Below are 12,114 nucleotides of genomic sequence, written 5' to 3' on the forward strand. Positions count from 1 at the left end.
AAGACATTTGCGCAGAGAATACAACCTTTTAAAACGAAAATTTGTCCTACATTCAAAATACAGTGCCCTCCATGCGATTAAAAAGACTTTTGAAAATTTTCTCCGTCGTATTTGGCTTGCTTGCCACCGCTGGCTTTTTGGTGGTGGAAAAAGTGCTGCCTTATACGGGCATCAAGCCTTACCGGATGGTAGCGGCACATAACACTTGGCGTTTCCCCAACGGATTTTTGCCCCAAAACTACGACTTGCGCGGCAAGGAAGTTTTCATCACTACCCCCGACAGTATTTTGCTCAAAGGGTGGTTTTTGAAAACCCAGCGCGACACCGTGCGAGGCACGGTCATCATCCTGCATGGCATCAGCAGCTGCAAGGAAACCCAGTTCGGGCGAGCCAAGATATTGGCTGAAAGAGGGTTCAACAGCCTTGCTCTCGACTTGCGGGCACATGGGGAAAGCGGGGGTGACTATTGCACTTTTGGTTTTTATGAAAAGCACGACATTGCGGCAGCTGTGGACTCGGTGTTGAGGTGGACGAATGAGAAACCCGTGGGCATCTGGGGGGCTTCGCTGGGGGCCGCCATCGCCTTACAAACGATGGCAATGGATGAGCGCATAGGATTTGGCATCATTGAAAGCACTTTTGACGAATTTGAAAAAGTAGCGGAGGAATATGGCGCTGATTATATGCTCGGGCTTCGCAGCAAATATCTTGTGCAGCGTGTGATAAGCAAGTCTGCGCAGATTGCCCAGTTTGACCCTCGCGCGGTGAAGCCAGTGGAGGCCGCCGCTACCATCGCTCGCCCGATGCTTTTCATACATGGCGACGCGGACGACAAAATTCCCTTTGAGTTCAATCGCCGCAACTTTGAGGCCGTCCCATCGGCTGACAAACATTGGGTGACGGTGGAGGGCGGAGGGCACAGCAATCTTTGGCGCTTGCAAGGGGAACGGTTGAGCCGGGAAGTGGGGGCATTTTTGGAGCAGCGCAAGTGGCAATAGCGATTATTCGCTTCTCTCTTTCTTTATTGCCCATTTGACAAAACGCGGCAATGTGCTTTCGGAAGTTTCCATACTTTCGCTGCTGTACCTTCCTTAGTGCATGATGAATCGTCTTTATTATCTCATTTTCTTCTTTTTTTCATTACAAACATCACTTTTTGCCACCCATATTGTGGGCGGCGAGCTCACTTACAAGTGCCTCGGCAATAACCGATATGAAATCACCCTGACAGTATTTCGGGACTGTTACACGGGTGTCCCGTGGTTCGACAGCCCCGCTTCGATAGGCATTTATGACGCGGGCTGGAAACTGAAAGGCGAGCTAAAGATACCTTACGACGCTACCTCCAACGACACGTTGCCCATCATTCTCAACGACCCTTGCTTATCGGTTCCGCCCGATGTCTGTGCGCATGGCACTCGCTACAAAGGCATTGTGGAGTTGCCTTTTGCCGCGGGCGGTTATTCGCTCGTCTATCAGCGGTGCTGTCGCAACCAATTGATTCGCAACATCATTCGCCCCTTGCGCACGGGCATCACTATCATCACCAACATCTCCGAACAGGCATTGCTGGGCTGCAACAACAGCGCCACTTTCAATCAATGGCCTCCCGTGGCTATCTGTATCCATCAGCCGATTGATTTCGACCACTCGGCCACTGACCCGGATGGCGATTCTTTGGTCTATCGGCTTTGCACACCCTTGCAAGGGGCCGATTCGCTGGCACCCATTCCCCAGCCGCCCCTCCCCGGCCCCTATTTGGAAGTAGAGTGGCGCGACCCGCCTTACAATCTGTCGAACGTGTTGGGAGGCGACCCGCTCACCATTGACCCCGTGACGGGTTTTCTGACGGGCGTGCCCAATCTGATTGGCAACTTTGTGGTGGGTGTCTGCGTGGACGAATACCGCGATGGCTCGTTGATTTCAACGACACGACGCGACTTCCAATACAACGTGTCTGACTGTGGGCAGCCTATCGCCGCGTTTTTTGTGCCGGAAGTGGTGTGCGATACCTTGGGGGTTCGATTTCTCAATCAAGGTTTGCAAACCCACGGGTACCAATGGTTTTTCGACTTGGATGGCAACCCCAATCTGACCTCATCGGCCTATTCGCCTACCTGGGTTTATCCAGACACGGGGCTTTACACGGTCATGTTGATTGCGGAATCAAAACCCACCTGCCGCGACACGACGGTCAAAACCATTCATCTGACCAATGGCTATGTCGAGGCGGGGCTTGATGTCGGCTATCCTGATTGTGATGAAACAGGATTGTATGTACAGGTCACTGACCTCAGCACCGATACTCTTTATGGCGTGACGGCTTGGAGATGGACGCTCAGTGGCCCCGGCGGGCTTTCAGTGCAATCCATGGAGCAAAACCCGCTTTTCACAGTGGAAAAATCTGGGACATACGCGCTAAGTCTGGTAGCCACTTCCGGGAATGGATGCACATCCACGCTCGTGCTGCCGTTTGTCGCTCCAATTCCGCCGACCGATATGCTCCCGCCCAACCTGCTCATTTGCCCCGGCGATAGCGTCCCGTTGTTTCCCGGTGCCGATGTTTCGTACAATTATTCGTGGATGCCCGAAACGGCACTTTCCGACGCTGCCGCTCCCAACCCATTGGCTTTCCCCAACACCACCACCAACTATACAGTGACCATAAGTGGCAACGGCCCTTGTTTGGTGGAAAAGAATGTGCTGGTCATGGTGACCGACCCGGGCGTGTTGCAAGCCTCGGCATCGCCAGATACGATTTTTCAAGGGGAAAGCACTCAACTAAATGCAGTAGCCTCTGGCGCGTTTCAGTATTTGTGGCAGCCTTCTGGCTCGCTTTCCAACCCAAACATTCAGAACCCGATTGCCACGCCCAGTGTGACGACTGACTATGTCGTCACCGTGCCGGTATCGGCTTCCTGTGTGTTGCGCGACACGGTTCGTGTGGTGGTGCGCTCCATCGTATGCGACGAGCCTTATGTGTTTTTTCCGACAGGCTTTTCTCCCAACGGCGACAATCAAAATGACGCGCTCAAGTTGGAAAGCAGCATAGCCACAGAAGTATATTGGGTCATTTTCAACCGCTGGGGAGAAAAACTATTCGAGGCCAGCTCGCTTGACGACGCGTGGGACGGCTCTTTTCGCGGGAAACCTCAGCCAGCCGAGACCTACGGTTATTACCTGCGCGTCGGCTGCATCGGAGGGGAGGTACTGGAAAAAAAGGGGAACGTGACCCTATTGCGATAGCAAGTGGATTTTACTTGAAAGTTCCTTTCAAAACATCCTCCCGCAAAGAGTCGGAATCCCATTCCTTGTCAAAATTGAGGTCGTTGTCGAAGCCGTCCGCTCGCAGAAGTTGTTCCAGTTCGGCGATGCGTTCCCGAGCTGCGCTGATGTAGAGGTTTCGGTCGGCCCAAGTGTCGGCCAAGTCGCGCAAGGCTTTTTCATCGTGCTCGTAGAATTTTTGAGCGACGTTGCGAGCGTTGTATGCGCGGAAGCCCAACATTTGCATTGCGTCGGCACCCATGCGCAGCGAGGTGTCGAGCGTTTCCCGATAGACGTGTTTCACCCCCATGCTAAGCAGGTCGTAGGCGTCGGGGCGGTCGGTAGCTCGCACCAACAGCGCCAGATGCGGAAAATGTTTTTGGGCCTCCTCCACCAAGCGCAGGGTTTGTTCGGGGTCATCAAGTGCGATGATGAGCAATTTTGCCTCCTTGGCACCTGCTGCTTGCAGCAAATCAAGCCTTGAGGCATCCCCGTAATATACTTTAAGACCCAATTTGCGCAACAACTCCACCCGGTCGGCATCGTTATCAAGCACTGTCGTGCCCACGTCTTTAGCTTTCAATAGGCGGCCCACCACACTCCCAAAACGGCCAAAACCCGCGATGATGACAGGGTTTTTTTCCTCTATGACATCGGGTGCTATATCCTTGGCTAAGGCAGCAGTGATGCGCGGCTGCACCACCTTTTCATTGACAAGAAAAAACAACGGGGTGAGCGCCATGCTGAGCGCGGTGACGACTAGCAGCAAGCCGGATAGCTCCTCAGGGAAAATGCCATAGCGCGAGGCAAAGGTGAGCAGGACGAATGCAAACTCTCCCATTTGGCAGAGCGCAAAGGCAAAAGTGCTGTTTTGGTCAATGCCCATGCGAAACGCTCTCCCTATAGCAAAAAGAATCACCCCTTTGATAAGCATGACCCCCAACACCGCACCAAAAATGAAAACAGGCTGCTCGGCGACGAATCCCAAGTTGATGGATGCCCCGATGGAGATGAAAAAAGTACCCAATAGCAGCCCCTTGAATGGCTCGATATCACTTTCCAATTCGTGCCGATATTCACTATTGGCCAACACCACACCGCCCAAAAACGCACCCAAAGCAGGGCTTAATCCCACCGAACTCGTGACTAATTCTATTGCGATGACCAACAACAATGCCGTGGCCGTGAACAACTCCCGCAATTTGGTCTTTGCCACCGCGTGGAAAATCGGGCGAACCAGATACTTGCCGCCCACGATGATGGCGGCTATGGCACCGATGCCAAGTAGCGTGTTCATCCAGCCCTGTTGTTCAAAAGGCGCATCTTCTCCCACTGGCTGCACGAAAGATGCGTCGGCGAGCAGGGGGAACAGGGCCAGAATAGGGATGACGGCAATGTCCTGAAACAACAATACCGCAAAAGAACTTTGCCCTGCGGGTGTTCGAATCAGTCCTTTCTCTTGCAAGGTCTGCAATATGATGGCGGTGGAGGACAAGGAAAGCAGCAAGCCTACCGCAATCGCCGCCTTCCACGGCAGCCCAAACGCAAGACCGATTGTGAAAAACACTAAACTTGTCGCCACCACCTGCACCCCACCCATGCCAAGTATATTGACGCGCAGCCGCCACAAGACGGAAGGCTCCAGCTCAAGGCCAATGACGAAAAGCATCATCACCACGCCAAACTCCGCAAAGTGCATGATTTCCTGACGTTCCTCGCCGACCAAGCCCAACACTTCGGGGCCTATGATAAGACCTGCCAACAAATAGCCGAGCACGGAGCCAAGCCCGAAGCGTTTGGCGAGCGGCACCATCACGACGGCAGCGGCGAGATATACGAAAGCAATATAGAAAAAAGAGCCAGACTGCATAGGTTTTAAAGCAATTGATTGAAGAATTCGACGCGCCCGACCGCATCAAGGTCGAACTTGTCGTCGCGCAAATCTCTTAGAAGCGTCGCGTACCGCTCTGCCTGCGCCTCTATTTCCGCGTCGTTCATGCGGTGCGTGCCTTGCACCACAAAAGGCGGCAAGTAGCTCATTCGGCACAGCCGAACCGTTTGCTCGAAAGGGATGAGGAACTGCCGCAAGGGAAAACGATTGAATCCGTTCGGATGATAAGCCATTTCCCCGCCACCCGTGGTGATAGCATTCAGGACATATTTGCCCTCCAACGCCCGCCCACCAGAGCCGTAGGCCCAGCCATGCGTGAGCACCAAATCAATCCATTGTTTAAGCAAAGGAGGGCAGCTGTACCAGTACATGGGGTGATGCCACACGATGATGTCGTGTTGGGTGAGCAATTGTTGTTCAGCGGCCACGTCAATGAAAAAATCAGGGTACGATTCATACAAATCGCAGAATGTCAGGCTATTGACGGACTTGGCTGCTTGCGCCAGACGAATGTTGACCCGCGATTTTTCCAAGGCTGGGTGTGCAAAAAGGACAAGGATGCGCGACATGGGGGGCAAATTAGGGATATTTAAAGGGCAAAACCTAAATTAGGCTTAATTGCCCAACAGGAAAAAAGGAACAGTTCGGGCAAACAAAAGACTGCCTTCAAAGTTTTACCACTCGTGTTTCAAAGGAATTTTCTTTAACAAGAAACCACGCCAGCAGAAAGATGAAACGTCGTGCAATTGTTTGGTTCCGGCAGGATTTGCGCCTCCACGACAACGAGGCAATCAGTACAGCGCTCAGAATGGCAGAAGAAGTCATCCCCGTCTATGTGTTTGACGAACGGACTTTTATGGGCAAGACGCGCTTTGGCTTTCCGAAGACGGGAAAATTTCGCACACAGTTCATCATCGAAAGCGTGGCCGACTTGCGGCAAAATTTGCGCAAGCTCGGCGCTGACCTTTTGATTCGTGTCGGCAAACCCGAATGTATCCTCTCCGATTTCGCCCGCGACCTCAAAGCCTCGTGGGTGCTGTGCAATCGAGAGCGCACGCAAGAGGAAGTGTTCGTGCAGGATGCGCTGGAGCAAAAACTCTGGGCTGGCGGCATCGAGTTGCTCTATGTGCGCGGCAAAATGCTCTATCACACACAAGACCTTCCCGTGCCGGTGCATCACACGCCCGATATTTTTACCCAGTTTCGCAAAGACAACGAGCATATCACCCCGGTTCGGGAGCCTCTGCCCACCCCGTCGGCCATGCCGCCTTTGCCCGCTAGCTTGGAACCGGGCGAACTTCCCTCACTGACCGACTTTGGACATGAGCCTTTTGAAACGGACCCGCGAGCCGTGTTGCCGTTCAAGGGCGGGGAAACCGAAGGCCTGCGTCGTCTGAGATACTATTTTTGGGAAAAAGACCTCGTTTCGACCTATAAGGAGACGCGCAATGGGCTACTCGGAGGCGACTATTCTTCCAAATTCTCCCCGTGGCTTTCGCAAGGCTGCTTGTCGCCCAAACTGGTTTACCATGAGCTCAAGCGATACGAACGTGAGCGCGTCAGCAATGAAAGCACCTACTGGCTGTTTTTTGAGTTGCTATGGCGCGACTTCTTCCGGCTTATGGGAAAAAAACACGGCAACCATATTTTCCTAAAAGGTGGCATTCAGAACAAAACTCAAAAATGTTGGAAAAATAGTTGGGAAACCTTCAAGCCTTGGGCCGAGGGCAAAACGGGGGTGCCGTTTGTGGATGCCAATATGCGCGAGCTCAACGCCACTGGCTGGATGAGCAACCGCGGGCGCCAGAATGTGGCTTCCTTCCTTGTCAAAGACCTCAAAGTGAATTGGCAAATGGGCGCAGAGTATTTTGAAAGCCAATTGCTCGACTACGACCCATGCAGCAATTGGGGCAACTGGAACTATGTGGCGGGCGTGGGAAGCGACCCCCGCGAAGACCGATATTTCAATATTCTCACCCAAGCTAAAAATTATGACCCGCGCGGTGAATTCGTGCGTTTGTGGTGCCCGGAGCTTTGTCAGGTGCCGATAGACAAAATTCACCGGCCCGATTTGCTCACGCCTGCCGACCGTCAGGAGTTCGGCGTGAATGGCTATCCAAAAGCTTTGGTGCGCATCGAAAAGTGGGTGAGTTAAGCCCCTATCGCCTCAGGACTCGACTTTTTTCCCTTTTTTCTTGCGATATGGGCAGTGCCGACAGCCGCTGCCACAACAATGGCCGCGTTTCAGAAGAAAATGCTCCGTCAGCACAAACAAGCCCTTCTCTATGTAGTAGTCCACTCCCTCCACCAAAGGCATTGGTGTTGCTGTTTGTTTGATTTCTTCATCGGACAACATGGCTGGGAAACATGAATGAGGGTAGAAAGTTTTTGCTCAATTTGATGCGACGAACTCCCGCAACGAACCTCAAATAAAAATGCGGGCGGAATCTTGCATCCGTCCGCATGATGTGTCGTAAAGCTGTGTCGAGGCTATCGGCATCAGCATTTGGGAACACTGAATTGGCTACAGGATTAAAGAAAAGCGGGATTCACTTGTTCAAGTGATAGGCGGATTAAAATATGACCCAAGTTTGTATGTAGGCGCAGGGATATTTCGCAAGCGATTGCTGCAAAAGTAGTGTTTGGCGTGAGTTTGCAAAATATTTTAACACAAAAAATGCGAATGAGGGGTTGAAATTTCTTGGCGTTTGATATTCAACTTCTCAAATTGCCGTAACTAAATCGGAACGCCGTTCCGGTATATGCGGGCACGGCGTTCCGACACACAAAAGTGGCAATTTGAAATGCGCCCAACATTCACAGTGTTTTTTCCATTTTGAAATGCGGTATCGTGACCTCTTCGAATTGTTCGCCAACGGTGCGATAATCGAGCCTCAGGTAGAATGGCACGGCGATGTCGCGGGCGTGAAGGAGCATTGTCTTGAAGCCTGAGTGCCTGGCCAATGTTTCCGATGCCTCCACCAATTTCCTCCCCACTCCTTTGCCTTGCCAATCTGGATGAACCGCCACCTGCCGCATTTTCACTTTTGATTCATCGAGTGGGGTCAGGCACAGATAGCCAATCAATTGGCCGGAAGGGTCGTAGGCGGCAAGATGGATGTCCGAGTATTCAGCGGCGAGTTGTTCGGGTGTGAATTCCAGCCCCAATGGGCGGCGCAGCACTTCGTAGCGCAGGCGCACGGCTTCGTCGTATTCAGGCGTGGCAAACTCGATTTGAGCGATGTTCATGTCAGAGAAATTTTCTGCAAATGTCACGTTTTGTGCAAAAAAGCCTGACTACCTTCGCTGCCGAACAATCAAATTTTTTAACAAAAAACACATCAAAATGGAAGACATGAACCAACCTTTAGATTCGGGCATAGCATCGAATGTGCCTGAACAGCGGCTTCAATTCACCGAATCGGTACGCGCCGACCTCATCGAAACCTCCAAATGGGCGATGTTTTTTGCCGTGCTGCTATTCATTGTGCTGGGCTTTATTGCCTTTGGCGCTCTCTTCGCCATGTTGAGTGGGCCAAGCGGCTTTTTTGTGGGCGTTGTGCTATTGGGGCTATATGGGGTGCTTTTGTTTTTTCCGGCGTGGTACTACTACAAATTTGCCAGCCTTACCCGCCAAGGGGTTGATTTCGAGAACAATCAGATACTCGACGAGGGTTTTGCCTATCTGCGGCGCTTTTACAACTTTGTCGGCATTCTCGTTATCGTTTTGCTCAGCTTTTACCTGCTGATACTTGTTTTCGGCCTGTTCACGGCAGGCAATCTGTTCCGTAATTTCTAACTTTCAAAAACTCAAACTGACATGGAAGTCTTTGACAATCAATTCTCTCAAGCGCCTCATAGCGAACAAGGTTTGCAGGTGACGCGCAACATGCGCCTCAATTGGCTCACCACCTCCAAATGGGCGATTTTTTTCTCCGTTCTGGGTTTCATCTATGTTGCCTTGATGCTCATCGTGTCGTTTGCCCTGATGCCGATGCTGCAAACAATTATGTCAATGAGCGGACAGGATGCCATGGCAAGATTGATTGACTCAGCAGGCGTATGGATAATGCTGTTGTTCTTGTTGGCAGTTGCCGTCATTTTTCTCATCAGCCTTTTTCACCTTCGTTTTGCCAGCAACATACAGCGGGCGATGCAGTACGATAGTCAGCAAGCTTTTGAGTCGGCATGGCGCAACCTTCGCAATTATTTCAGAATCAATGGCATCTTCACCATTGTGTCCATTGTGTTGTATATCATAGGCATCATCGCGGCAGGTAGCATCTTGAATGCCACGAGGATGGGGACAGGCTTTTGAGAGTGGGCGCATATCGCTTACCGAAAAAAAATCCCCCCCGACATTGCTGCCGGAGAGGACATCCCAAAAACCGATTACATCTTTATTGAAAAGAATGACCGACCCGCCCCACATTGGGCGCGTCCGTGCATCGCATCAAACTTCAAAACTTGTCAGCCCATAGTCAGCAATCTGAAGAGGCCGCACGAGAGTGCCTGCGGCGGGGGGAGGCAGGATGGCTGAACGGCATTAGACTTGTCGCGGTGGAGGGCTTTGAGTGAAGGTGATTGCCATTTTTTCGACTGGCAAGGCAAATTTTGCAGTCGAAATCGGGCATATTCGCCGAAAAATTTAACGAAGCCAGTCGGAAAAAGGGCTTTCCCTTCGCCAAAGGCACCCACCGCAACAAGTCTATTCATAGGATTATAATTTGCTGTTCAAAGAGAAGGCGGATTATGTGGCACAAAAGTAGGTTAAAAGCCTTGCCTGCCAATACCCGCCTCGCGGTAATTTAAACAGAAAGTTACTTGAATTTCATTTTTGGAAAAAATGCGGGTATCGGAACTTCCGGCACTGCCTGGATTTGGAAGTTCTTGTTTGGGGCGGCAGTGCTTGCCTACTGCCTTGCCTATTCGCCTTATGGCATCAACGAAACCGATGGGGGCTTCGTCACTGGGTTGGCGTGGCAAGTGCTGAGCGGAAAGACGCTGTACGATGAGGTCATCTATGTGCGTCCTCCGCTGACCGTTTGGTGGCGCGCGCTGGAGATGAGCCTGTTGCCGGAACACGGCGCGGTGCTGTGGGAGCGATGGATTTTTTATCTGAAAGTGGGGGCGTACTCGTGGCTTGGCGCCTCGGTGTTGGCTGTTGGGGAGCGGCGCTGGATGCTTGCCACATTGGGTTTTGTGGTTTCCGCGCATTGTTACCCCCCGATGGCTTGGCACACCGTGGATGGGATATTGTTCGCCGTGTGGGGGATTTGGCTTTGGAGCAAGATTTCGGCGGGTTGGGGAGCGGCTTTGGCGGGCATCGCGATGGCTGCTTCGCTGCTGTGCAAGCAGTCGTTTTACCCTATGGCGGTGGTCTTTCTGTGGATGTTGCTGCTTGATAAAAGATGGGGCCGGTTGAGCTGGGGCGTGGCGGCTTTTTGTTTAGTTTTTCTTTGCTTTTTTGCTTATTTGAAACACAACGATTTGCTGCTCAACTATTTGCAATGGACGGGTGGCGCGGCTTCGGGTTCGCAGGCGTTCCAGCATGGCTTGCTCGACTATTTTCGCGTGAAGCCCATTTTGGTACTTGCAAGTCTCGCGTGTTTGCCAGCCGTTGTTTGGTATTTTTGGAAAGAAAAAAATCTGCGCATAGCCAAGTGGGCTTGGGTGCTCTGGCTGTTTTTTCTCGGTGCTTTTTATGCCTACGAATTGTTGAGCGAACGGCGCTTTGTGGCTCCTTTTGCGCAGTCGAGGTTGTTGTTTTGGGTTGGGGTGGTATATGTGTTGTGGCCTGTTGCCAACTTCGCAAAAGCGCGAGCGGCATCCGTATCCATCCGTATGAACGCGGTTGCGTTCTTCGCGGCGTTGAACACCCGTTTGCTTGCTTTGCTCGCGGTTTCTTGGTGCGCTTCTGTCAGTTGGGGCTACAATCTGCCCATTTTGTTTGCGGTGCCGTGGGTTTTCGCGGCTATGGACATTTCGAGGTTGTTCTGGACAAAGGGCCATCCTGTGCGTGATGGTAGCTGGCACAGGCATTGGCCGGGAGTCGTCGTGGTATTGGCGCTGCTGGGTTGTTTTCGCCTTGCTTATGAGTTTGTTTATCGCGACGGACGGCGCGGCGAAATGACTGCTCACTTGGGCGATGTTTTTCCGGCGCTTCACGGCATCTATACCACGCAAGAGAAAATGCTGCTTTACCGTGATTTGAAAAATTTGGCGGTGCGTTATCCAAGTTTTAAAACTCTCCCGGCATTTCCGCAGGCCAATTTTCTGACACGCACTCGCCCTCGGCTCCCACTTGATTGGGTCGTGGAGCGAGAAATGGGGCAGAACGACGCACTGGTTTTGAAAAATTTAAAAGAAAACGAACCAGTATTGTTTGTTGAAAAAACATACGCGGAGAAAATCAAAAGCGACCCAGAGATGCGCCTGACCCACGAGGTGATGGAGCAGGGAATACGGTTGGAGGAGACGGTGTATTTTTGGGTGCTGTCATTGAAATCGCGGTGAATCGCGCATCTTTGCACATTCGTTTTACTCAACTTGCTCAACTCATTTTCCGATGAAGTATCTTTTTCTTTTCCTGCTAAGTTTTTCGTTGCAGCTTGTCTTCGCCCAAGAATCGAGCCGCCGCACCTCGCCTCAAACTTCCGAAGAATGGGCTGCCGTGGCTGTCGAACGTTTTCAGGGGCGGCTGGGAAACCTTCGCGCTGCCATAGACGACATCAATGTTTCTTCCATGGTGCGCCACCATGCCGACTTGCTGGGCGATGTTCGTGCCACGGTTGAGCAGGAGGCGAGACAGGCTTCCGACGGCGAACGGCTCGCCTCCATGCAGGTCATTTTTGACAAACTTTCCTTGTTCATCTTCGACCCAGAAAAGCCTGAGGAGTTGAAGGCTTATTTGCCCGAATATGAGGCGTTTTTGGTGCTGTTGAGAAAAAGCAGATAAA

General features: G+C 51.9%; 12 protein-coding genes. 7 read left to right on the forward strand and 5 right to left on the reverse strand.

Annotated elements, in window-relative coordinates; translation table 11 throughout:
• Positions 1–71: 71 nt before the first annotated feature.
• Together KIS77_06595 and KIS77_06600 are read left to right on the forward strand one after the other, a co-directional pair.
• Positions 72–998, forward strand: coding sequence for an alpha/beta fold hydrolase (locus tag KIS77_06595; GenBank protein MCW5921988.1), 927 nt, complete (start codon positions 72–74; stop codon positions 996–998).
• Positions 999–1,098: 100 nt separating this feature from the next.
• The gene (locus tag KIS77_06600; protein ID MCW5921989.1) at positions 1,099–3,246 is read left to right on the forward strand and encodes a gliding motility-associated C-terminal domain-containing protein; all 2,148 of its coding nucleotides are present in this window, start codon (positions 1,099–1,101) and stop codon (positions 3,244–3,246) included.
• Positions 3,247–3,256: 10 nt separating this feature from the next.
• Here the strand turns inward: KIS77_06600 and KIS77_06605 are convergent, their stop codons facing one another.
• Both KIS77_06605 and KIS77_06610 read right to left on the reverse strand, forming a co-directional pair.
• Entirely contained in the window at positions 3,257–5,134 is a 1,878-nt protein-coding gene (locus KIS77_06605) for a monovalent cation:proton antiporter-2 (CPA2) family protein (GenBank protein ID MCW5921990.1), read from the reverse strand.
• Positions 5,135–5,139: 5 nt separating this feature from the next.
• Positions 5,140–5,724: an NAD(P)H-dependent oxidoreductase gene (locus KIS77_06610; GenBank protein MCW5921991.1), complete on the reverse strand. Its 585-nt coding sequence runs from the start codon at positions 5,722–5,724 to the stop codon at positions 5,140–5,142.
• Positions 5,725–5,885: 161 nt separating this feature from the next.
• On the opposite strand from KIS77_06610, the gene KIS77_06615 reads away from it, so the two are divergent.
• Entirely contained in the window at positions 5,886–7,310 is a 1,425-nt protein-coding gene (locus KIS77_06615) for a DASH family cryptochrome (protein ID MCW5921992.1), read from the forward strand.
• A gap of 12 nt (positions 7,311–7,322) precedes the next feature.
• Here KIS77_06615 and KIS77_06620 read toward each other — a convergent pair whose 3' ends face one another.
• A complete protein-coding gene (locus tag KIS77_06620) occupies positions 7,323–7,511 on the reverse strand; it encodes a hypothetical protein (GenBank protein MCW5921993.1) in 189 nt (62 codons plus the stop codon).
• A gap of 461 nt (positions 7,512–7,972) precedes the next feature.
• Entirely contained in the window at positions 7,973–8,431 is a 459-nt protein-coding gene (locus KIS77_06625) for a GNAT family N-acetyltransferase (GenBank protein ID MCW5921994.1), read from the reverse strand.
• A gap of 79 nt (positions 8,432–8,510) precedes the next feature.
• Between KIS77_06625 and KIS77_06630 the strand changes: the two genes are divergently transcribed.
• The gene (locus tag KIS77_06630) at positions 8,511–8,954 is read left to right on the forward strand and encodes a hypothetical protein (GenBank protein MCW5921995.1); all 444 of its coding nucleotides are present in this window, start codon (positions 8,511–8,513) and stop codon (positions 8,952–8,954) included.
• A 21-nt stretch (positions 8,955–8,975) separates the two neighbouring features.
• Positions 8,976–9,473, forward strand: coding sequence for a hypothetical protein (locus tag KIS77_06635; protein ID MCW5921996.1), 498 nt, complete (start codon positions 8,976–8,978; stop codon positions 9,471–9,473).
• A 152-nt stretch (positions 9,474–9,625) separates the two neighbouring features.
• Here KIS77_06635 and KIS77_06640 read toward each other — a convergent pair whose 3' ends face one another.
• Positions 9,626–9,871, reverse strand: coding sequence for a hypothetical protein (locus tag KIS77_06640; GenBank protein ID MCW5921997.1), 246 nt, complete (start codon positions 9,869–9,871; stop codon positions 9,626–9,628).
• A 108-nt stretch (positions 9,872–9,979) separates the two neighbouring features.
• Between KIS77_06640 and KIS77_06645 the strand changes: the two genes are divergently transcribed.
• Together KIS77_06645 and KIS77_06650 are read left to right on the forward strand one after the other, a co-directional pair.
• Positions 9,980–11,671 carry a hypothetical protein gene (locus KIS77_06645; protein MCW5921998.1) on the forward strand — a complete coding sequence of 564 codons (1,692 nt, stop codon included), beginning with the start codon at positions 9,980–9,982 and terminating at the stop codon, positions 11,669–11,671.
• 52 nt (positions 11,672–11,723) lie between these two features.
• Positions 11,724–12,113: a hypothetical protein gene (locus KIS77_06650; GenBank protein MCW5921999.1), complete on the forward strand. Its 390-nt coding sequence runs from the start codon at positions 11,724–11,726 to the stop codon at positions 12,111–12,113.
• The last annotated feature ends 1 nt before the right edge of the window (position 12,114 follow it).

The sequence above is a fragment of the Saprospiraceae bacterium genome (assembly GCA_026129545.1).
Classification (GTDB): domain Bacteria; phylum Bacteroidota; class Bacteroidia; order Chitinophagales; family Saprospiraceae; genus M3007.

Excerpts from the sequence above, each read along its gene's own strand:
- KIS77_06605 (MCW5921990.1), bottom strand. The coding sequence starts at position 5,134 with ATGCAGTCTGGCTCTTTTTTCTATATTGCTTTCGTATATCTCGCCGCT.
- KIS77_06600 (MCW5921989.1), top strand. The coding sequence starts at position 1,099 with ATGATGAATCGTCTTTATTATCTCATTTTCTTCTTTTTTTCATTACAA.
- KIS77_06615 (MCW5921992.1), top strand. The coding sequence starts at position 5,886 with ATGAAACGTCGTGCAATTGTTTGGTTCCGGCAGGATTTGCGCCTCCAC.
- KIS77_06595 (MCW5921988.1), top strand. The coding sequence starts at position 72 with ATGCGATTAAAAAGACTTTTGAAAATTTTCTCCGTCGTATTTGGCTTG.
- KIS77_06610 (MCW5921991.1), bottom strand. The coding sequence starts at position 5,724 with ATGTCGCGCATCCTTGTCCTTTTTGCACACCCAGCCTTGGAAAAATCG.
- KIS77_06640 (MCW5921997.1), bottom strand. The coding sequence starts at position 9,871 with ATGAATAGACTTGTTGCGGTGGGTGCCTTTGGCGAAGGGAAAGCCCTT.
- KIS77_06620 (MCW5921993.1), bottom strand. The coding sequence starts at position 7,511 with ATGTTGTCCGATGAAGAAATCAAACAAACAGCAACACCAATGCCTTTG.
- KIS77_06630 (MCW5921995.1), top strand. The coding sequence starts at position 8,511 with ATGAACCAACCTTTAGATTCGGGCATAGCATCGAATGTGCCTGAACAG.
- KIS77_06650 (MCW5921999.1), top strand. The coding sequence starts at position 11,724 with ATGAAGTATCTTTTTCTTTTCCTGCTAAGTTTTTCGTTGCAGCTTGTC.
- KIS77_06635 (MCW5921996.1), top strand. The coding sequence starts at position 8,976 with ATGGAAGTCTTTGACAATCAATTCTCTCAAGCGCCTCATAGCGAACAA.